The organism is Pseudomonas sp. TAA207, assembly GCF_001529285.1.
GTDB lineage: Bacteria > Pseudomonadota > Gammaproteobacteria > Pseudomonadales > Pseudomonadaceae > Aquipseudomonas > Aquipseudomonas weihenstephanensis.
The window spans coordinates 1-20,954 of the sequence record NZ_LLWJ01000042.1; the positions used below are offsets into that span (position 1 = coordinate 1).

The following is a 20,954-nucleotide window of genomic DNA, read 5'->3' on the forward strand; positions in this document are numbered from 1 at the left end:
TCTGGCACCCGCTATCACCTCAAGGCCACCTTGGCCCCCGCCGCCTTCGACTGGAAAGCCCCGCTGCGCCCCAAACCGCGCATCGACGGCCCGCAAACCGCCACTGTGGTCGGCCCGCCCGGCGAAGAAATCTTCTGCGACAAGTGGGGCCGGGTCAAAGTCAGCTTCCCGTGGGACCGCGCCAGCCAGAACAACGAACACAGCTCCTGCTGGATCCGCGTCGCCCAAGGCTGGGCGGGCACCACTTGGGGCGCGATGGCGATACCGCGCATCGGTCAGGAGCTAATCATCCAGTACTTCGACGGTGACCCCGACCAACCAATCGCCACTGGCCGCGCCTACCGCGAAGCCAACCTGCCGCCCTACGAACTGCCCAAACACAAAACCCGCATGACGATCAAAAGCCAGACCCATAAAGGTGATGGCTTCAATGAGCTGCGATTTGAGGATGAAAAGGGCGTGGAAGAGATCTACGTCCATGCCGAGAAAGATCAGAACATCCACGTCAACCACAACGAAACCACGTTTGTGGGCAATAACCGCAGTGAGGAGGTAGTTCGTAACGAGCACTTAAAGGTAGGCGAGGATCGAACCCGCACTGTGGGTGGCAACGAAAAAATTCATATCGAGGGCAACCGCGACCAAAACATACTGGGAGCATCCACGCAGACTGTTGCCCTCGCCAAGACACTGAGTGTCGGCGGCTTGCTCAACGTCATAGTGGGTCTTAACTCTAACGAACAAGTGGCCTTAAACAAGCAATTGAATGTCGGCCAGCAATTGCAGATCACGGCCACCGATAACATCTCGGTCACCAGTCGCAATGGTGAAGTTCACATCGACAGCAGCACCGCACTGATCCTCAGTTGCGGCGGTGCATTCATCAAATTGGCCAATGGGCGTATCGAGATGGGGTGCCCTGAGCCGATGCTGATCCATGCCGCGACTCAGGTTCAAGCGCCCGCACGTTTTGGCATCCCACCACCCCCCAATGCTAGTGAGATCGAGTTTCGTCTGGTTCATCCTGACGGTACGCCCATGGCCGGCAATGCGTTCACCGCCACCCTATCCGATGGCACCCAGCGCACCGGCGTCGTGGATCAAGAGGGCTACGCACGCCTATCTAATGTCACGCCAGGATGTAGCGCCCACGTGAGCTATCACAACTCACCTGCTAAATCGAAAGTAACAGCCTGTACTGAACTCAATCCTGATTTACAGCAGCTGATCTTCCCCAGACATTTGTCCGGAGGTCAGTCGTGAGTACGGCTAATAACTGGTTAGACGAAGCGATAGAAAAGGTTGCAGGTGGATTCGCGTGGTTGCGCGACTTAGTCCTTGGCGAGTTCGCCGAAGACCGCCCACTGAGCGTGGTCATTGCCGACATGCTGCTGTCTTTTGTTCCGGGCGTCGTGATTGTGCTCAGCGCACGCGATATTGCTGCCATCTGCATGCGACTGGGTAAACGTTACAACGGCACGGCAAGCAAGAGTCGACCACAACCGCCGGAGTGGCAGGAGTGGGTCTTGCTGATTGCATGCCTCATCACCCTGATTGCGCCCGTGATCGGAGCGATCGCAGGCAGCGCTGGGACAGTGGTGGGCAGCGCGGTGGGGGCTGTAATCGGACAAGAGGCCTCTGCTTTTCTGCGCGCTTTATGCTTGCTGCTCATACGCGAAAGCCAGGTCGCTCTCAAAACTTTACTTCATTTCCTTGGCAAATTTACCCGGGGTAACGTTGAGCACATGCTCAAGGCCATCAAGTTCACGGCTTATGAAAAAGCTTTGCTTGAATACCTAAACACATTCTTGAGCAAGACATTGGACGCAGTGCGCAACTTGCGCAGCTACCTTAATCGATGGCCCTTCAACCAGGCCACCCAACTGTTAGCTCGATTGCAAGAAATGGAGAAGCAATTTTACGCCGTGCAGCTTCATGCGATTCGAGAGCTCCCACTGGCCTTGGCTCAGTTGGACGCACGACTCGCCAAAGCACTGGAGCAAGCCCTCAAGGAACCCAGCCAGGTCGCTACCGCTGGGGTGCGCGCCGAAAAACCAGTGCCTATGGCCATGGACGGTGGCCGAATAACTTCAGGGGTGGGTATGCCCCCGATCTATCTGGAGCGCCCTCCCGGAACTTTCGGAACACCTGTGCCCATCGCGCCACAGCCTGTGCCGCATGGCCCTAACGTCCACGCCTTCGATCCCAAGACTGCTACCACTGCGCAAAAGGGTATTTATGGGGAGGTCATAAGCGATCAGTACATGCTGGGTAGGGGCTATGAAAACCTGTTGTCCAGCAGCCGTGGGCCGCGCAGCATGGGCATGAAGCCTATCGGACGCGGCATTGATGGCGTCTATAAGAACGCCAACCCGCCGCCGCCCTATATCATCACTGAAACCAAGTACCGTACAGGCGGTGAATTTGCGGCGAGCAAACTCCCCACGACCAAGGGCAGTGCCGGGTATCCAAGTGCAAAGCAGATGAGTGATGAATGGATTGCCCCTCGCTTAGCTGATGCTGTCGGCAGAAAAGAGGCAGGAGCCATCAGGAACTCTGACTACGAACGATGGTTAATGGTCGTGGACGAAAATGGGAAAGTAACCAGCATTACTCGACTGGATGAAAATGCAAACGTCATCAGCAGCATCGTACCTAAGACATAGAGAATTTATTCATTATGAAAAGTTTCGAAGAAATCAAACGCGAGCCATTACTACAAGAAAAAAATTATTTAGAAGATATTGCCTACTTGAAAGAACAGTATGTAGGCCGTAAAGCTGCTGAGGTCGTTGCAGAAAAGCAAAGTGAAGGACACAAAAAGCGCGTGAGTTGGGGCTTTTGCTACGAGTCCTTGGAATTATTGATTGAACTCTATTCAGGCGGCGAACCCTTAGAGTCATTGGTTGCTTACGTCGACCACGCCTTTTCCCAATTCGAACGTCACAAAAAAGCCTTCCCTGAGTTTTCCCTGAAACCCTGGGAGCCAGACGCCTATCAATACATCCTTTGGTTACTGTCCTTGGCCGTCTTGTTCAACATGCCCAAACGCATTGAACAAATCGCCAGCTGGATCAGCAAAGACTCAGATGATGGGCAAGACGCATTGTTGCGGCGCCTGTTTGCACGGGTGGGCATCTCTCTGCCGGGCGATAAATTGATTCACGAAAAACCCTATGGCGAACTGCTCACCGCGCTAAACACTCGGGGCGACGAGCAACAGCAAGCCCTGCGCGCCTACTTGAAACAATGGTATCGCGGCATGCGCAACTGCTACTGGCATGACCGTCACAAGCGCAGAGCAGATGCAGGTTTTTTTGGCTACTGGGCCTTCGAAGCCGGTTTGGTCACGCTGCTATGGGAGGTCGACGACACTCCCTATCGCGACCTGCCGTATTACCCCAAGGACTTAGTCGACGACGCTCGCACCCATCACGTACTGCGCAGTTTCCCCGAAGGCCATTGCATCGAGACCTCCAGTGGCCTGCGTGCCAAGTCCGGCGAAGCTTGCCCGGTTTCGGGCGTCTGGGTCTGCGACGACTGGCCCGTCGGCCCGCAAACCTTCGGCGAAGGCCTGATCCTGCCCACCGACAATGGACGGGCTGTCACTTGGCGCTTGGTAAAAGGTATTTCAGCCTGAAGGAGTTCTCCATGAGCCATTTCGATCAAGTCAAGCGCGACCCATGGATGACCGAGCAGCACTACAAGGCTTCAACAGCAGCCAAAGAGGCCGAATTCGCGGATAGGGACATCAGCGATCTGGTGACTGATCCCCTGCGTGTCGCGCGCCATAACAAAGGTTTGAGCTGGGATCACGCCTATATGGCCTTGGAGTTGGCGATCCAACGCTATTCTGGGGGCGAACCACTGGAACTGGTCGACACTTATGTCGATTACGCCTTTATCCAATTCCAGCGGCATTTTGATGCCTACCCGACAGCCGACGCTCAGTTACGGCCCTGGGTGCGTGACGAATACCAATACATTTTATGGCTGTTGGCATTGGCGGTTCTGTTCGGTTACCCGCAGCGAATTGAGTGGTTACTTAGCTGGATCAACCGAGACGATGAACGCGGCCACGACGCCCTTCTTCACCGTCTATTTGATCGGGTTGAGAAGACCTTTGCAGGCAAAACTCTGATTCACCCACAACCTTATTCAACCCTGTTAGAAACCCTTGACCTTCGTAGCGCTGAGCAACGGCAACACCTTAGTCTGTACCTCAAGCACTGGTATGGCGGATTGCAGGGGTGTTACTGGCATGGGCGTCATGGCAGGGCGAGAGGCGACCACATTGGCTACTGGGCCTTTGAGGCAGCCTTGGTCGCATTGCTGTGGAAAATTGACGACGCATCCATTGGCGACACCCACCATTACCCCAAGGCGCTGCTTGACAAGGCACGCGACCGCAAACGAGGGGACACCTACCCGGATGAAGAGACGCTGGCCTGGAGCCGCCCCACCACGCTGCCCTCCGGCGCACTCTGTCCGTGGCCGGGCTACTACGTTTGCGTAGAGCGCATGGTCGGCGAGCAGCCCTTCATGCACAACACGCCTTTTCCCAAGATTGAAAACGAGGTGGTGCACTGGCAATTGTCGAGAACGTTTAACTCCTCAGCCTAGCGGCTATCGCCATGACGCCAGCATTGTTGAAGGTACTGGATCGAAACCTTTTCAAGGTCAACATAAGAGAAAACTTTATGCCTGCTGTTGTTTTGGTCGGTCACGACCACGACTGCCCTTTGTGCGGCCCCACCACCGTTGACAGTGGCGCGGAAAATTTCAACATCAACAACCGCTCTGTTGCGCGCGTCGGCGACACCCTCGGTTGCGGCGCCGTCATTAACAGTGGCTCAGATTTGATGTCAATTGAGGGCCAGGCTGTTGCCCGTGTCGGCGACACCACTGACCATGACGGCACGCTGGAAAACGGCGATGCCTGTTGGCTGGTCGATTAAAGCTAGCTAGCATTCATTACCGTCCCTGCCCCAGCGCACGATCCGAGCAGTAACGGCTACACCCAACTCCTAGCGTTCAATCTGCCCCCCGCCCACCCAAAAAGATCATCCAGGCCGTTTGACCTCAGGCACTGAAGCCTCGGGCAACTGACGCGAGTCCGTTCTACCCAACACAACTACGCCGGCCCCACTGATGGGCAGGGCTTTTACTGTTCGCTACCTTCCAGCCCGTCGAGATCACGGGTTGGGCGGTAGTGTGCATCAAGGAGGGCGCCATGCCCCGCCAAAGCGACTTGCGCTACACCTTCGAACCCAGCGGTGGCGCCGACTTCGAGGTCATCGAATTCACCCTTGATGAAAGCCTGTCCAAGCCCTTCACACTGGCACTGCAACTGGCCAGCTTTGATGCCGAACTGGACTTCGGCACGCTGCTGGACAAGACCGCACTGCTGACGATCTGGCGTGGCGACACCCCCGTGCGCTACGTGCATGGCCTGATCAGCTCCTTGACCCAAGGCGACACCGGTAGGGCAGTTGTCCGGTCTGCCGGCTTCGTCTTGAGCGCCGTCGGCGACGCTCTCATACGCCGTACCTATCCCCTATTGCCCCGCGCCACTGCACACATGACGGTGAGCCGCTGTAACATCCAGCGCTCCCTAGCTTCTTGTGCCTTTACACGCAGGGAACTTGGAGCACCCCCAAAATTGACGACCTGCGTGTTTCCCTTTACGAGCCGTTCGACGCACCATGGACGCGCCGCAACTCGGGCACGCATTGGTAACCACCGGGCGCGTCGTCACGGGCGCAACCATCCGCGGGACACTCGATAGCGGTTGAACTTTGCTCGGCGCAACCTGGGTTCTTTTAGGCAGCTCAATCGAGATGGGCGTAAGTGCCGGCACATTAATTCCCAACACCACACAATCGTGCTCAGCGATGGCGCGCTCTTGCAGTGCCTGCTGAAGAGCTTGATCGGGCGTGACCTTGGCGCAAAGGCATCGAGGCACTGAAGCCTGTAAAGCGGCAAAACCCGATTGAATTTTCTTCTGCAACTCAATCTGCTTAGTGGCAAACGTCACGCGGGCCGACTGCTCTGCCTGCACATCAGACGGATCCGGCGTGGCGTTGTAACGAAATTTAGCCTCTTGCTCCTGACGCCAGATCAACATTTTCGCCGTCAAGGCTTCTCCAAAACCTGGCACTGCTCGAACCGTATACGCGGTAATGTCCGCCGCAGTCTCGATGCCAAACGACGCGAGCGTGGCGGTCTTTCCGGCACCGATACCTGATATAGACGCTCGCCTGATCAGAAACCGATCCAGGAAAACCGTACGCTGACGATCCTCCCGAGTCGCCTTCAGTTGCTTCAGCGCCTGAGCGAGCTGCGCTTCGAGCTGGCGATACCGAACCACTGCATCCTCTAGGTCAGCATACAGAACGTGCATTTCCCGAAGGCCAATCCGTTGTAGGTAGGCCTGAGATGCCAAACGCACCTTGCTGTCCGCATCCTGATAGGACATGCGCAAAGGAGTTGGATCTATCTTTTTAGTGGCGAAAATTCGCGCTAAACCGCCGAAACCCAGAAGCCCCCACAGAACCGCCGCTCCTGGCACGGCAACATAGCCGACCACTGCAGCCAGCAATGCAAAACCACCGAAGATTGCAGGGTCATGCCGCGTGTTCTTCGCACGCGTTACCGCCACACTGGGCGAGCCTATATTGCCGCTCCAGACCGGTAGCACCTCCGTGGGTGATGGCAGACGTACAGCCCGAATAGCCGTCCACATCCTTTCGAGATCGAACGGACCTGCCACCGGAACATTGCCAACAACCAGCCCCTGGGGAAACATTTCGACGCCAGACTGACTCGCTAACCGACACCACAAGCAAGTGCCTGCCGAACCTGGAAAATAGTGAGTCGGCACATCCGCACATCGACGCAAGCCCGTCTCAAGCCCCTGTAAAAGATAGACCCAAGCCGCTGGATCTGGACGAGACGAGGGTGCTAGCCCAAAGGCGGACTCCAATGCTGCCGCTATCTCCTTTGGGAAGTCTGCCAACAGTACTGAACCGGGCGGCGGTGTAGTTCGTGTTTCATCCCGTCGAACCATTGAAAAGGCGAAGCGATGTTGCGCAATCGATTGCCCCAGCGTGAGGTCAGGGCCGTTATAGCGGCCTGCATAGGGGTGCTTACCCATCGCTAACAGCTGGAAAATGGCCACCGCAAGCCCAAAATTATCGTGCGCTTGGGTTCGTGTGACAGCTGCGAGGCTGCTCCCGTGAAGCTCGGGAGGTGTGAAGTCTTCGGTTCCGACAACACAGGGATATGAATGCCCCTTTAAGCTGAACTGAAAGCTGTCGGCATCAATCAGTGCAACGGTCGCATCCTGCCCTACCAACACGCCGGAGTGATTGAGATCGCCGATAACACAACCGGCCTGATGCACAGTGGCAACCGCGCGCGCAACGTTCTGCGCTACGCGCACCAGGAATCGATAGTCCGCTTTGGGGAAATGAAGCTTGCGGGATTTCGGACTATACAGCTCATGAAGCGCATGGTAACCCGCTACCAGCCGCATGGTAAAACCAAGAAAGTTGCCGGAGGCATCAGTCACGACTTCAGACGGAAACGCGACCAAGGTCGTCGCTCCGGCCAACTGCCCGTCGATCATCGCCCTAACTTTACTTTCGCGGGAGCCTCGCAACGCCGTCTTATAGATCTTAACCGCTCGATCTGCGCGCCCGGCCAACGCGAAAACATCGCCTTCCCCACCTTTACCCAACTGCTTATCGAGTCGTTCGGTTCTACCGCCGACCTTGACTTGTACAGAGCTCAGCGACATGACACCAGAACAAGCGTCTTATCATCATCGGTGCGTTCACAGAGGGCGGGACTATGCAGATAGCGTGCGAGTGCATTTGACAACACGACCAGACGTCCCTCAGCACTTTCCTGATCCACCGGTTTAATCATCGGATCAAAAAAACGCGCGAAGGGCTGCTGCGTAGCCTGCTCCAATGCAACTGACTCAAGCCCATCCGAAAACAGCGCAAAGGCGTCATACTCGCGATCCAAGCGATAGATATGAGCACGCACTTCAGGGTCATCGGTGACAAAATAGGTTGTGGCGGCGAACTCTCCATTCTCCGGCCAGCACAGAGCCTCCCAGGTACCCGCTTTACGTGCCACCAGCGCGCTATCGCCGATTTGCAACGCGAGAACTTGATCTTTGAATACCACCAGCATCACCAAGGTTGCGGCAAACTGCCGCCGCGTGACTGCACGCGTCTGCGCGACCTTAGCGAGTCGGTCGCGCAGCTGATCAATCCAGCCCATGATCATGTCGTCATCCGGCAGCACATCCTGGTCGCTAAACCAGTGACGAAGACTGCCCATCAAACTACGGCAGGTTAACGTTGCACCTTGCCCGCCGTAGGCCGCGCTGCCTGCGCCATCGGAGACAATTGCACAAAAAACATCTGGAGTGAGGTGCATAACGCTGTAGGCGTCCTGCTTCCTCGTCCCCATTTTCAGATGTGATGTGCCAATGCACGACGCAGCCGCCCAACGCCAATGCGGATTACTCTGCAACGGCCCACCCCGTCGGTCCTGTCGGATTGGAAAGAGGAACAGCGTCCCCCGGGTTGGACTGTGATACCGCGCTCAACGAGCTCGATAGCCAAGCGAAGAGCTCTCGAAACGCCAGGCCTTTCAGCTTAAGGGGTTGACGCGTCCCTAACCGGGAAAGCGTGGACATCTCCGCTCTGTCGACGCCCACAGAATAGAACATGAACTCCTTTCGTTCTTCCCCCTCGTGCACGCGTCGCCGCGCTTCCTGCCAGTCATCCGTCGGCGCTCCGTCAGTAATCAGGAAAACCCAGGGACGGTAGTACTTCACGCCGTTGGCTCGGTACCGCGCCTTGCGTTCACGCAACAGATCCAACGCACGCTCAACGGCCTCGCCCATTGGCGTGACACCGCTGGCTTCCAACACTTCAGGGAAATACCCATCGACGGTCGTGAAGTCGGTTTGGACATTGACCGGTCCGAAAGTCACCACGGCCAACTCTACCCGCTTCGCCGCCATCGCATCGGCATACAACTCTTCTTTGAAAAACAGCAACGCATCATTCAATTGTTGGATCGGCGCGCCGTTCATGGACGATGACGTGTCCAACAGCAATATGCAGGGGCATCGTTGCTCCGGATTCTCTGCAAACTCGGCGTCCGCAAAAGGTTGCTGCTCAAAATCGGTCATCTTGTCCCCTTTCAGTCCCTGACGAAGCTGTCGTACGTAATGGCACGATACCAGCATGGACTATAATTGGCACAGGATGATACGTACAGACCACCTCTAAACATCTGTCCCTAGAACATTACGAATCCCGTCCACCACGCTGCTGTCCTTGATCACGTCACTCAACCAACTCTCCAGCGGCATATCCCCCCATTTGATGGCGCGCTCAATCAGCAGGGGTACTGGGCTATGAGGCTCGGTTTGCTTGAAGTACTTGACCACGCCTCGGAGTTGGGCCAACGCTTCCGCTCGGGAGTGCGGCTCCGTACGAATAGCCTCAACCGTCGGTGGAGTGAGCACCGGTTCGTGTTGGGCAGGTGTACGTGGCGCCATAGGTTTTGTCGGTTGAGGGGCAACAGCCGGCGCAGGCGTTCGTACCACATCACCGCCGCGCTCCGCCAACAGCCTTTCAGTCAGTTGATTGACCCGAACCAGTGTTTCATCCAGACGGGTCAGGCGCGGTGCGTCCAGCTCAAACAATTCGTCAATCGATGTTTGCAAGCTTCGGCAAACGCGTAGGCATTTCTGCACCTCAGCGTGCCGAGTTTGCAGATAGTCAACAGCCGTCAACGCGGCTGCCCGCTGGAACATTTCCCCATTGATCTTGCCCTCGGCCAGGCACGCGTCCATCGCTTCCGGGCTCTGTCGTCCCCTGTTATCGACTTGAAGTGACTGCTCATACAGGGCCAGGCCGTAGGGTGGGTCCTGGGTTAGAGGAACGCTGGCGACTATATCGGTGAGGATGGTGCTCAGCCACGCCAAACGTTCGGCTCGGGCCTCCAGTCCCTCGTCAAGGGCAGGATACAACTTGGGCCAATGCCCCTTGAGAATGGCGTCGCAAACCGACAAACCAAATGTGATCCCCTCAAACTGGTGTTGGTGGCCCAGCCCTTCGCACAACCAGGCCACCATGCGCAGGTCTTTGCTCTGCTGGGACAGACCGTCAGCGCTCAGACGAACGACCTGCTCCCAATCCGCGTGTTTCAGTTCCGCTTGCCACTCCCCCTGGGCCAGATAGGACGCATCGGCACGCCGTGCTTCTTTGATCTGATCAAACAGCTCCGAAAAGCTCAAATCGTCACCACTGCCCCCGTCGATAGGTTGGGTCAGGACGACGATGGAATATTCGTGCAAATGTTCAGACATGCTTACCTCCGGCTATCGCCGTTCATTACCTCTAATACGCAAAACGCCCCGCCTCGATACCGAGGCAGGGCATCGCCTCTACCCTTTCAATCAGGGCAAGGGGTATTGCTTAGGCATGCGTCTTATTCTTGGTGCGATCCCAGCCGCCCACAACCTTGCCGCCACCTTGACCGTCACCGCGCTTCTGCTGAACGTACTCGGTCTTGATTCGCGCATAGTTGAATTTGACTTCTTCCTTGGGCAGATCACTGACGTCGGCAGCGTCGTTGCCGGCGTCCATGTTGCCCAGGAACTTGACGGAAGACACCACCACTTCTTCCATCGTGATGGTCAGGTAGGTGACTTTGTCGCCTCCCGCGCGGTTGACGTGCAGCACCACCTCTTTGATGTGCTGACCCTTGCAGCAGGTTTCGAACAGCTTGGCCGACGCTTTGTCGACGACCTTGCGGATCGAAAAATCACTCAGGTTCACGCGCTCCGATGAGGCGCCGCCGGCCGAGCTGGCGGTGGCGGAAGTGGCTTGGGTGGCACCATATTCGTAACCCACCACTTCGATCCAGTCAGCGTGCTTGTCGTCGGTGCTTTCACCAGGAATGCCGTCGATTTTCAGGTATGCATCAAATGCCATTGGGTAAAACTCCTTCATTGGTGTAAGGCGGTGTCAATCCATCAGCGGAACACGGCACCATTGCGATAAGTCCCATTGCCCAAGCAAATGAGACATTTACTGGTGTTACCGAGCAGGAGTTCCCGCTCGACAACCAGTATTTCTTGCGCGGCCCAACGCCGTCATGGCTGTGCGCGCACTTCAATCTCCACACGGCGGTACGGCTCCAGACACTTGATCAGTTCCGCGCGCGGCAATGCGCTTTCACAGCGCACTAAAGGCCGACGACTTCCCTCCCCGATGGCCGTGACCAGCTCCTGGGGTACGCCTTTTCCAACCAGGTAGGTTTTGATGGTCTCGGCGCGCTGGCGAGAAACCCGCAGGTTGCTCTCGGCATCGCCGATTTGATCGGCATGGCCGGCAATCACGATGGTGCCGACGTTAGGGGTATTGAGGAGCTTGGCGGCAATCTGGCTCAGTTGCAGCCGGCCGCCATCCTTCAGGCTCTGCAAGTCCGCCCGACCGAACGAAAATAAGGTGTCCGACTCCAGGGTGATGGTCTCAATAGCCCGCAGTGACTGCACTAACAGGCTGTTGATGTAGTTGCGCGAACTGGAGACCAAGAACGCGTTGTCCATAATCCTGGGCACGTCCGGCTCGTTGATCTGCTCGATGTAAAACGCAATTTGCCGCCCGGCATACAGGTAGTCGACGGTTTCGGGCTGAACGGCTCCTGCCTGGGTGACCAGATGACGGGCAATGCTGGGGTACCAAAAGTCTGGAAGCGTCTGTTTGAGCAACAGCGGGTCCGCCGTGCCCTGCCCGGATTTGGCAAGCATCTGGTAGGTCTCCAGCGTTGTCTTGCCGAACTGAGCGATGGATGACGCACGGTTGTCTTGGGGTAAGGCCCGCGGCTCAACGCTGTCGATACCGGTCACAGGGTGTTTATCCTGAGTAGTGCGCTGATAAACTTTGAGCGTCGGTAACAGCGATAACGACCGCGTCAGGTTCTCTGCAGCGGGCGTCAGCATCACCCGTTCCAACTCGGCAAAATAATGCTCACGTACCTCAGGCTCGATCAGCCAACCTTGATAAAGCCCCAGACGCAAAGCCCACGGCACGCCAGTTTGACGGTGTTGGTTGTAGTAATCGGCTGCACTGGCGCGCAAACGGTCCAGGCGCTGCCAGGCCGCATACGTTCCCGGTGACTGGACATCCTGCTCCGCGGCCAACGCCAAGTCGCCAGCGAGGCCCTCAATAGCCAGTGTGTTCTGCCAAAAAGACACACCCCACGCACCACAAACAGCCAGCGCCAAGACCGCCCCCCCCAGACGCCAACCACGAAGACGACGCTCCTCACGACGGTTACGGCTGTACAGCATCACCAGATGTTGATCCGGAATGATGACCTTCTGGAACAGGCTCTGGATGAACAGCGATTGTGGCTGGGCCGCGCCTTGAGCCGGGCTGGATAGAGGCGCCAGGGCAAACCGTTGGCTGACTTGGCGGTTGTGCTCACCCAACGCTGCACACTGAGCATCCAAGGCGCTGGTGAAATAGAACCCGCGTAGCAAGGTCGCCTTCTGATAAGGATTGGCTTGCACCAAGGCGGCGACAAACCCTCTTAAGACCGGTTTGAACGCCATCAGCTCCAGCGGAAAGCGGTACACCGTTGGATCTTCCCGCGTGATGCGAATGTCTTGCTGCACCAACTGCTCACCAGCCACCCGTTGCCAGTGCCCGGTCCACAGGTCCAGCGCCTCGGAAAAACGCGCGCCCCAGTCGGCGTGTTCAAATTGCGCATGGGGGAAGGTCGCCCCAAGCACTCCTTCTTGCTGCGAAGCGTGCCGCTGCCGGTAAAACTCGCTGAACCCTGGCAAAAGGTCACACTTGGTGAAGACCAGATAGATCGGCAGCGTCAGCTCCAGCAACGCCTGTGCTTCCTGCACTCGCTCACGCAACCGCTTGGCCAACTGTTCGCACTCTCGCGGCGAGGCGCTGAGCAGATCCTCCAGGCTGACCGTCACGATCAAGCCGTTCAGCGGTTGGCGAGGGCGGTATTGACGCAGCAGGGTCAAAAATCCGCGCCAACGACCCGCCTCCTCCGGGACGTCCATGTAACGGCCTGCGGTATCGAGCAACACCGCTTCGGCACTGAAAAACCAATCGCAGTTACGCGTCCCGCCCAAACCCACGGTGCGCATGCCCTCACGTTCCGCGTACGGAAAGTGCAGCCCCGATTGCAGCAACATCGAACTTTTACCGGAAGCTGGTTGGCCAACCACCAAGTACCAGGGCAAGGCATACAGCGCATCGCGCGAGTGCCGGCCACGCGTGCCGGCACGCAAGCGAGCGATACTCTGCAATAAGCGTTCACGTAATAGACTGACCTCTTCACGGTCGGCAGGGCTGGCGTTCAATACCGCCTGATCGGCGTCATCACGCAATAGCACTTCCAGATCCTGATACTGCGCGGCCCCACGCTGCAACACCACCACGTACAGCGACGAAGACAGCAGAAACCCACCTATCCCCACCATCAGACTGCGCAGGGAGGTGAATCCCAACCACACGCCCAATCTCCAGATGACAAAAAGCATCAGGAAGCAACTGACGCCGACCACATAAGGCTGATACTTCAAAAAGTAATACTTGAGCCGATTCATGCGCTCGTCCCCTGTTGCCGCAGCGACGCAAGCAACCTGCGCAACGGCTGATCTGTCCTCACGTCAGGGCACTCGATGCCAGACTCTGCGTGAAGCAATGAGGGGCAAGACAACCCACCTGTCAGGACGCGATACGCGGTGGCGACATGCCGCGAAGCGAAGCAAAGCAGTCCGGGGTGCATAAAGTCGTCCACCAGCACACTGACCGTCGGCACTTGGCCATTGTTTTGGCCAGCCCACCAATCGCACCAGAAATCCGCCACGGGCCGCTTCAACCCCCGCTCGGCCGGAAGTGGAAAATGCACCACAGGCGGACGCGCCTCACCAACGCTAGCGCTCAGGCCTTGCAGGCGCGCTTGCAAAGACAAGCCATGCAGGTTGGCGTAGGAGTGCTGCAGCGCGTTAGCAATATCACTTAGCTCGAAGTCATCGAGGAACTTCAGATGCACGCGCTGATACAGGGCGAGATCGGCGCGGTCCCAAGGGCGCAGCGCAGCTAAACGGCGGAATACCAAAGCAACCTCTAATCCTTGCGCCGCATCGATCAACAACGGTTTGATCTGGGCGGCGAAGACTTCAGCCAGTGTATGAGCACTGAGCTCGCCATCGGAGACGCGAACGAGTTGAAAGATAAAGAACGGATAGCGTCGGCCACTGCTGTCACGTGAACTGACCACGCCGCCCAACAACCAGGCGCCGGTTGTACTGACAAAGCTGAAGTAGCACAGAGGCAGTTCGTCAAAACGCGCCTGCCACTGCTCACTGTGATCGAGATCAACAAGGGTGCGTTGCAACCATCGATCGAACTCCGCCACCTCCGGTAATGCACCATGCAGGCTGACGAAATCCGCGCTGGCGGGGATTTTTCCAAAGCAGCCAATCATGTGCCGTCTACCCGCGCTGTGCCGCCCAAGGAACCAAGGGACTTCACGTCGCCGAGGTCAGTCAGGCGTACACCGCCATAGTTGCGCAGCACAAGACTGATGTCCCCACCTTGTGCCTGCCAGGTAAAACGCTGGCGGACCTGATCCAGGTTGGCGACCTTGGCGCTGTCATTCATTTTCAACAGACCCCAACGACCTGGATAATCGAACACGGTCTTGCGCTCCCCGGTCAGGGTCACCACCTCCAAGCGGGCACCAGGACTCTGCGAGTTCCCCGGCCAAGTGAGCCGACTCCATTGCGGCTTACCGTTGCGGTAGTGCTGCACCTGACCATCGAGGGTCAGAATCAGGTCGGTGAACCGCGCGGACGGTTCCAGCATCACCTCAAACCCATTGCCTGGATCGGACAGGCTGGCAATCACTTCACCCAGTGCGCTGGCCTTCTCGATACTCTGCAGCATGCGTGGACTCACCAACGGCGCGCTGCCTGCCGCGCGACTCATGCCTAACCCCTCCCCTGCGGCCAGGTTACCGATTTCGTTGCGCTGAAAGGCCGGCATCAGCCCCGTAGTGGGATCTACAAAACGCTGCAGATCCTTGACCGAGGCCTCATTCTCCGCTGCCGGATTGATCGGATAGCGATGGGCCAGGTTTTGCTGCCACGATTTTACAATCTGCTGCGCCCATGCCTTGGCCACCTGTTCGCCGGCCGGGGCCCGCACGCTTTCCCAGCTAAGCATGATCGGCGCATTGAACAGGCGCTTCAGCGAAACGGAGAGACTGTTCTGCGATGTCTCGATACTGCTTTCAACATAGTTGCGTAAGGCGGTGATCTCAGTCGGCTGCCCGTCGAGGGTTTCAATAACCAGTTGCTTGCTGTTTTTCCCCAGGTCCTGCGAGCGTTCGATATTGCTCAAACGCACCTTGAGTTTGCGCAGTGCCGCCAGATAACGGTCCATGACCGTACGATCCGCGCCGTCCGGGTTTTCAGCGGAGAATAAACGGGAGACGCTTTCAAATTGGCTGCTCAGGGCGCCGTCGGTGAACGGCAGCGTAGCCGCCAAACCGACAGCGGCAGACTCTTTCAGCCCATTACCGCTGGGCGGACGGTCCCACAGCGTGTTGTGATGCACCGCCATCAGCACCTGCTTGAGTGGCGAGTTCTGGGCATCACTCAACGGCGCCAAATGCAGTAATGCCTCCTCGATCGTACTGAACTGACGCACGCCTGTGCCCGCCAGAAAACGCGTCCAGGCTGCCGCGTAGTCACGTTTGTATAGCGCCAGCAGGTCGCGGATCACATTGACCTTCTGCACGTCCTGGTCCACGTCTTGACCTTCGAGCACCCAATCACTGTCATGCCGCAAGGGGCCGGCAAGCAGCTTGAGCAGCGCTGGCTGCACGAATTGCTCCCAGCCCTGACGGGTGTAGAGGGCAGGCACCGATTGCGAGGAGAACAGCATGGTTCGGCCTGAGCCCGAAATCATTTGATTCAGGCTCAATGCCGGGAATTGTTGATCAGACTCAAGTTGCAGCCTGAGGTATTCACGCTCAACCAAAGAGCTGCTGATCATCAGGGACTTGAGACTTTGCCGTGCAGCGCTGACGAGGCTGTCATTACGCGCCAGAGCCGGCGCATCGCCTTGATGTATCAATTGCGCATAGAGTTCGGTGTTGCTGTTCACTGATGCTGCGTTCAAACGCAGTCCCATAGGCTGCGCCACCTGGCGCCACGCCAATGGCAACGCGATAGACAGAAAGTCGGTGTCGGGATGTTGCTGCGGAGCGGTCAGAATCAAGTACAGCTTCAGCGCACTGTAAGCTTCGACCAAAGTGGTCGCCTGCACCTCATTGAGGCGACTGACGACTTGCTCGGAGAGTGCCAGCCCTGCACGTGACAGCGCCGCTTGCCGTTCGACATTCACCCGCTCTGTCACTACGGCCTGCGCCCCACGCGGCACTTTTTTTGGCACGACGACTTCATGCGACTCATGGGTCAGCTGTGCGGCCAGCTCGTTCAAGTCATGCAACTGCAGCTGCAGGTGCCGACTGATCGGGGCCAACACTTGGCGCTGTAGCTGTGCACTGTAGGCCGCCTGCAGCGGTGCCCGCAGTTCACTCCCCGGATACAACCTGGCCGCCAACGCCCACGGATCGTCTCTGCCCTCCTGCGCCTTAAGCTGTTGCAACTGCTCGCGCAACATCTCCAGGGTCGCCAGCGCATTCGCGTCTGACGCTTGGTGAGCCTCGAGGTCTTGTGCCAGCTCGGTCAGCCACAACCGAGTAGTGTGGAAGGCACTCGCCTGCCACACCAGCACCCCCACCGCGACCAGCACTGCGCCGCTCAAAAGCGCTGGCCGCCACGCATGGTGTGCACCCTGCCGGGCGTGGTAAAGGCCCAGTTCCCGATCCGGGAACAGAATGTTGCGAAAGACGCCGGTGATGAAATAGCTCTTCTCACCGGTATGGCTGGCGACCGCTTGCCCAGCAGGCTTCAAGCCATAACGCTCGCTTAGTTCATCTTCATGAACGGCCGGCAGCGCCTGCCCATCCTGCAACGCGCTGGTAAAGTACAGGCCGCGCAACAGCAAGGGGGCCGGTGTGGAATCGGCATCGCCAAACGGCGCCAAAAAATCTGCCAGTACGCCGGACAAATCCGCCAGATAGCGCGGGAACTGTAAACGCTCAATGGCGTCGTCCGCCGAATGCGCAACCTGCGCTCCCACGTGTTGGTTGAGACGCACTAGCAGTGCATTAAACTTGCCTTCCAAGACCTGACGCACGCCCTGCTTGCGCAGCGCGCCCAACTCGAAGGTCATCCCCAGCGGCTGTTGGCGGGCCTCGGCATCCAGCCCATCAAACACTGCATTGAAACCGGGTAGCAGGTCCGTCTTGCTGAGCATCAGGTAGACCGGTGGGCTCACCCCCAGGCTGGCACTGTATTGCTGAATCCTCGCTACCAGCTGTGCGCAGAGAACCCCACGCTCCTGTGGACTGGCCAACAGAATCTCCGGCAAACTCACGACCAGCACCAAGCCATTGATCGCCGGTCTCCGACGTTGACGCCTGAGCAGCTTCAGGAAACCGGTGAACTCGTGGGCAGACTGGTCGTCGCTCAGATATCGACCCGCCGTATCGATCATCACCGCCTCGGGGCTGAAGTACCAGTCACAATGCTGGGTTCCGCTCTGCAGCCCCGGCGTCGACCCGCCAGCCACCCGCGCCGACAACCCGGCCCGGGTCAGCAGCGAGGTTTTACCCGAAGCCGACAAACCGATGACCAGATACCAGGGCAGATCAGACAAGGCCGCCGAACCACCGCCCCCCGCTTGCGGCGCAGCCCGCAGTAATTTCACGGCATGTTGCAACCGCTCGCGCAGCACTTGATGGTCGCGAAATTCGCCACCCCGCTGCTCGCGGTCAACTTCAACATTGAGCAGGTGTTCGAGGTTACGTTCAGTACGAATTCGCCCGTACTGGCGCAGTACTACCCACAACAAACAACAGGCACTGAACAATGCCATGCCAACCCATACGGCTTCCCGTTCTATAACAGTCCACCGCAGCATCGCGCCGCCGAGCGACAGCCCTAACAACCACACCAACAACCAGAGGAACCAGAAACTTTTGATAATTTGCAAGAGTGTCTTCATTACAACCTGACCTGAAGTGTCGACTGAGGCTAAACGCCGAACAGGCGAGTGAGTTGTTCGGCGAGCAACGCCACGTCGCGTTCAAGCAACCAACGCAGTACCCAAAACACGATGCCGCAGCCTGCCGCCAACAGCGCCACATACAGCCACATCGGCACTTCGTAGCGCAGCAGATGCGAGACTTGGTCCGGCAACGCCCAGTCCGGTGACAGCGCCTGCGGTACCTGTTGTCCCTTGGCCAAGTCCTGCCCCAGGCTGTTGGCGATGTAAGCCAACTGCTCTTTCTGTTCCAGGCTGTACCGACCCTCGAAACCCAGCGCCAGGCACAAGTGATAAACCTCCAGAACACCGCGATTACCTTTTACGTCCTCACGTAGTTGCGTCAGTTTTTCGAACAGGCCCTCACCGGCCAGGTGCACGCCGAAATACTGAAACTGCAAGCTGTGTACTTCGAAATGTGAGCGCAGCGGACTTTCACCCGCGCGTAATACGCTCTCGTCCAGGAAGGCGCACAGTGCGTACTGCGTGTCCTTGACTTGCTCGACGCTGTAGCCGGCGGCTCGGGCATCGTGCTCCAGGCCAGTGAAGAACTGCTCCACACTGCGGACAAACTGGGTGACCTCCTGCGCCTGACTGCCGCGACGGATCAACAAGGCCATGGACAAAAAATCGCGGATGAGGTCCTTCATCAAGAGTTTTTCTGCGGGCGCGGCAACAACGCCCAAGGTCTGTGCAAAGGTCATTTGGGCACCGCCATCAGTTCAAGCTTTAGGTTTTTGAAAGCATTGGGGACGTAGAAACAAATAGCCTGAGCAGCCACCATCCGTTCGTAGACCTTGCCTTGGGGTTCAATCGCGAAATAGTGGTTATCCAGACGCAGAGGAATCGCACTCGGCAGCCGCGAAACCGGGTTGAGCACCACGCCAGGCATGGCAGCATTGACCACCACCTCAATTTCTTCCGGAGCACCGACCTTGAACGCACGGGGCACCAGCTCCAGCAACGTCGCACCGGGCATATCGGCATGGACGGCGATATAGAAGTCCGCATTGGCCAACCGAGGATCGCGCAATCGCCCGGTGTAGAAGGAAGGCTTGTTCTGCTCCAAGTCGATGACGATGCACTGGTTGGGCACGACGTTGTCCAGCAACTCACGGATCAGCGTGTCCAGTTTCAGTAATCCCGACGCAGGATCCTGGTGGTCATAAACCGGGAGATCGCCAAGTTCACCGCGCAAGGAAAACGTCAACAAACTGCCGGCCAGCTCGGCCAGGCAGAGATACAGTTGTTCCGGGTGTACGCCTGGATGCTGGAGCAGATGAGCCAGTTCCGGGTAGGCACGGTTCACCGTGTTCAACAACCAGAACAAGGTGACATCGCTGCTTCCGAACTCCGCGACTTGATCACCGCGCTCGCGCCGCCGCGCCCCCAGCATCTGGCTTTTGCCGTGCAGCGCTGCAAGCAGGCGTTTGCCGATCACCAGGGGCGTACGATGGGCGCCCAGGTGCAAACAGGGCGGTACAAACTGCTCATCGCAACGCAAACCGCCCGTGGTGTCCCGCACCAGTCGCAATAAAGGACACGCCGTGTAGCCGTCGAGGTCATCGCCTTCGACCAACATCACGGCATTCAAACGCAGCCGGGTGATCTCGCTCACCAGCTCACCTTCGTTCAGATCAGGCAAGGCGTCGAATCGTTTGCAGAAACGCCGCGGACTCTGAGGCGTCATGGCCTCATCCTGATAATTGGCACCGGCTGGCTGCAGTAACCTCAACGCGACATACACGTTGAGGTGTTTTTCCTTGAACAACACGTTCAAGTCTCGGGCGAGCGGCAGCGGGTCGTGCTGCGGCGCGTCGAAGGCTGTACCGTCGGGAAATACCAGTTTCAGACGCGTCAGTTGCAATCGCCCTTCGGCCAATGCGTCACCATCCACAGACAGTGCCTGCACCCCCCAGTAAAACGGAGTGCTTCGCAACGTGGCCTGAGCCTGTTGATGCTGATGAAAGGCGTCCTGATACTGGAAGTGTTGGGGCAGCATGAACATGCCCTCGTACCACATGACCTGATTGTGCTGGCTCATAGCGGAGCCTCACCTGACGCCGTCGATGACAGATCATCCCCGTCAGCCTCCACCCGCGCAGTCTCCGAGCCTCGATCTCGCCATTGCGCGACCTCATCCAGCACATCGACCCCACGGGCAGCCATCACCCCCGAGCCATCGAGCACGACACGCACACCGTCCGGAGAAAACCACAGGCCATCTTTGCGCAACGAATCCGCCGCGTACGCGATCTTCCACGGTTGTCGGGACAGCCCCTGGAAAAAGGCCGCAACCCCGACAAAGCGAGTGGCATCGCCCAACGGCCAGTTTTCGATCTGGCCGATGCCGGGCAGAACGGTCAGTTCGCGTGCATTCAACATCGTCGAGCCCAGCGTCTGTTGCGGCGCGCCCCACAAGGCATCCGCACTGGCTGCGGCGAACGGCTCTAATCGGGATAACTGATACACCCGCACGACAACAGACAGCGGCTGCCCATCTGCCCCCACATTCAGTAGGTTGCCGCCATCGATGGTCATGCGCAGGCGATCAGGGCTGCTGAACATCATGTCGTTCATCCACGAGCCGCCCATTTTTTTGCCTGCACGATCGGTCACTCCGCACGCACTCAGGGCGAGCGTGAGCAGCACCAAGATTCCTATCCGGTACATAGTTTCCTCACAATTTCCGTATTAAGAGCT

16 protein-coding genes and 1 pseudogene are annotated in these 20,954 nt (G+C 57.8%); 6 read left to right on the plus strand and 11 right to left on the minus strand.

The window, feature by feature from the left end; genetic code table 11:
- From tssI to AP059_RS22980, 6 genes and pseudogenes are all read left to right on the plus strand, one after another.
- Nucleotides 1-1,263: type VI secretion system Vgr family protein (gene tssI / locus AP059_RS01245; RefSeq protein WP_120752303.1), on the plus strand; the 1,263-nt coding region annotated here is incomplete at its 5' end.
- Entirely contained in the window at nucleotides 1,260-2,666 is a 1,407-nt protein-coding gene (locus tag AP059_RS01250; RefSeq protein WP_059761526.1) for a hypothetical protein, read from the plus strand. The genes tssI and AP059_RS01250, both read left to right, overlap by 4 nt.
- A gap of 14 nt (nucleotides 2,667-2,680) precedes the next feature.
- Complete coding sequence (locus tag AP059_RS01255; protein ID WP_059761527.1) at nucleotides 2,681-3,640, plus strand: PoNi-like cognate immunity protein; 960 nt, start codon at nucleotides 2,681-2,683, stop codon at nucleotides 3,638-3,640.
- Nucleotides 3,641-3,651: 11 nt separating this feature from the next.
- Nucleotides 3,652-4,623, plus strand: coding sequence for a PoNe immunity protein domain-containing protein (locus AP059_RS01260; RefSeq protein ID WP_059761528.1), 972 nt, complete (start codon nucleotides 3,652-3,654; stop codon nucleotides 4,621-4,623).
- A gap of 77 nt (nucleotides 4,624-4,700) precedes the next feature.
- Complete coding sequence (locus tag AP059_RS01265) at nucleotides 4,701-4,958, plus strand: PAAR domain-containing protein (RefSeq protein WP_059761529.1); 258 nt, start codon at nucleotides 4,701-4,703, stop codon at nucleotides 4,956-4,958.
- Between the two features lie 275 nt (nucleotides 4,959-5,233).
- A pseudogene (locus AP059_RS22980) lies at nucleotides 5,234-5,428 on the plus strand (hypothetical protein); the annotation flags it as partial.
- Between the two features lie 186 nt (nucleotides 5,429-5,614).
- On the opposite strand, the gene AP059_RS01275 reads toward AP059_RS22980, so the two are convergent.
- The 11 genes from AP059_RS01275 to tssJ all read right to left on the minus strand — a co-directional run bounded on the left by AP059_RS01275 (nucleotide 5,615) and on the right by tssJ (nucleotide 20,903).
- Nucleotides 5,615-7,801 carry a topoisomerase DNA-binding C4 zinc finger domain-containing protein gene (locus tag AP059_RS01275; protein WP_059761531.1) on the minus strand — a complete coding sequence of 729 codons (2,187 nt, stop codon included), beginning with the start codon at nucleotides 7,799-7,801 and terminating at the stop codon, nucleotides 5,615-5,617.
- Entirely contained in the window at nucleotides 7,792-8,550 is a 759-nt protein-coding gene (locus tag AP059_RS01280; protein ID WP_059761532.1) for a PP2C family serine/threonine-protein phosphatase, read from the minus strand. Before AP059_RS01280 ends, AP059_RS01275 begins: the two co-directional genes overlap by 10 nt.
- Nucleotides 8,540-9,217 (minus strand): vWA domain-containing protein, encoded by a 678-nt coding sequence (locus AP059_RS01285; protein WP_059761533.1) that lies wholly within the window; start codon nucleotides 9,215-9,217, stop codon nucleotides 8,540-8,542. The genes AP059_RS01280 and AP059_RS01285 overlap by 11 nt, the downstream gene beginning before the upstream one ends.
- A gap of 96 nt (nucleotides 9,218-9,313) precedes the next feature.
- Nucleotides 9,314-10,402 carry a type VI secretion system protein TssA gene (gene tssA / locus AP059_RS01290; protein WP_059761534.1) on the minus strand — a complete coding sequence of 363 codons (1,089 nt, stop codon included), beginning with the start codon at nucleotides 10,400-10,402 and terminating at the stop codon, nucleotides 9,314-9,316.
- A 109-nt stretch (nucleotides 10,403-10,511) separates the two neighbouring features.
- Nucleotides 10,512-11,030 carry an Hcp family type VI secretion system effector gene (locus tag AP059_RS01295; protein ID WP_059761535.1) on the minus strand — a complete coding sequence of 173 codons (519 nt, stop codon included), beginning with the start codon at nucleotides 11,028-11,030 and terminating at the stop codon, nucleotides 10,512-10,514.
- 161 nt (nucleotides 11,031-11,191) lie between these two features.
- Nucleotides 11,192-13,675, minus strand: coding sequence for a type VI secretion system membrane subunit TssM (tssM, locus tag AP059_RS01300; protein ID WP_059761536.1), 2,484 nt, complete (start codon nucleotides 13,673-13,675; stop codon nucleotides 11,192-11,194).
- Nucleotides 13,672-14,559 (minus strand): type VI secretion system-associated protein TagF, encoded by an 888-nt coding sequence (gene tagF / locus AP059_RS01305; RefSeq protein WP_059761537.1) that lies wholly within the window; start codon nucleotides 14,557-14,559, stop codon nucleotides 13,672-13,674. Before tagF ends, tssM begins: the two co-directional genes overlap by 4 nt.
- The gene (locus tag AP059_RS01310; protein ID WP_059761538.1) at nucleotides 14,556-18,212 is read right to left on the minus strand and encodes a type VI secretion protein IcmF/TssM N-terminal domain-containing protein; all 3,657 of its coding nucleotides are present in this window, start codon (nucleotides 18,210-18,212) and stop codon (nucleotides 14,556-14,558) included. The genes tagF and AP059_RS01310 overlap by 4 nt, the downstream gene beginning before the upstream one ends.
- Before the next feature lie 29 nt (nucleotides 18,213-18,241).
- Nucleotides 18,242-18,955: a DotU family type IV/VI secretion system protein gene (locus tag AP059_RS01315; protein ID WP_059761539.1), complete on the minus strand. Its 714-nt coding sequence runs from the start codon at nucleotides 18,953-18,955 to the stop codon at nucleotides 18,242-18,244.
- Entirely contained in the window at nucleotides 18,952-20,295 is a 1,344-nt protein-coding gene (gene tssK / locus AP059_RS01320) for a type VI secretion system baseplate subunit TssK (RefSeq protein ID WP_059761540.1), read from the minus strand. The genes AP059_RS01315 and tssK overlap by 4 nt, the downstream gene beginning before the upstream one ends.
- Nucleotides 20,292-20,903 (minus strand): type VI secretion system lipoprotein TssJ, encoded by a 612-nt coding sequence (gene tssJ / locus AP059_RS01325; protein ID WP_165599906.1) that lies wholly within the window; start codon nucleotides 20,901-20,903, stop codon nucleotides 20,292-20,294. Before tssJ ends, tssK begins: the two co-directional genes overlap by 4 nt.
- Nucleotides 20,904-20,954 lie beyond the last annotated feature (51 nt).

What these genes read in the sequence shown, in the direction of transcription:
- AP059_RS01255 (WP_059761527.1), top strand. Translation starts at nt 2,681, where the DNA reads ATGAAAAGTTTCGAAGAAATCAAACGCGAGCCATTACTACAAGAAAAA.
- AP059_RS01260 (WP_059761528.1), top strand. Translation starts at nt 3,652, where the DNA reads ATGAGCCATTTCGATCAAGTCAAGCGCGACCCATGGATGACCGAGCAG.
- AP059_RS01265 (WP_059761529.1), top strand. Translation starts at nt 4,701, where the DNA reads ATGCCTGCTGTTGTTTTGGTCGGTCACGACCACGACTGCCCTTTGTGC.
- AP059_RS01275 (WP_059761531.1), bottom strand. Translation starts at nt 7,801, where the DNA reads ATGTCGCTGAGCTCTGTACAAGTCAAGGTCGGCGGTAGAACCGAACGA.
- AP059_RS01285 (WP_059761533.1), bottom strand. Translation starts at nt 9,217, where the DNA reads ATGACCGATTTTGAGCAGCAACCTTTTGCGGACGCCGAGTTTGCAGAG.
- tssA (WP_059761534.1), bottom strand. Translation starts at nt 10,402, where the DNA reads ATGTCTGAACATTTGCACGAATATTCCATCGTCGTCCTGACCCAACCT.
- AP059_RS01295 (WP_059761535.1), bottom strand. Translation starts at nt 11,030, where the DNA reads ATGGCATTTGATGCATACCTGAAAATCGACGGCATTCCTGGTGAAAGC.
- tssM (WP_059761536.1), bottom strand. Translation starts at nt 13,675, where the DNA reads ATGAATCGGCTCAAGTATTACTTTTTGAAGTATCAGCCTTATGTGGTC.
- tagF (WP_059761537.1), bottom strand. Translation starts at nt 14,559, where the DNA reads ATGATTGGCTGCTTTGGAAAAATCCCCGCCAGCGCGGATTTCGTCAGC.
- AP059_RS01310 (WP_059761538.1), bottom strand. Translation starts at nt 18,212, where the DNA reads ATGAAGACACTCTTGCAAATTATCAAAAGTTTCTGGTTCCTCTGGTTG.
- AP059_RS01315 (WP_059761539.1), bottom strand. Translation starts at nt 18,955, where the DNA reads ATGACCTTTGCACAGACCTTGGGCGTTGTTGCCGCGCCCGCAGAAAAA.
- tssK (WP_059761540.1), bottom strand. Translation starts at nt 20,295, where the DNA reads ATGAGCCAGCACAATCAGGTCATGTGGTACGAGGGCATGTTCATGCTG.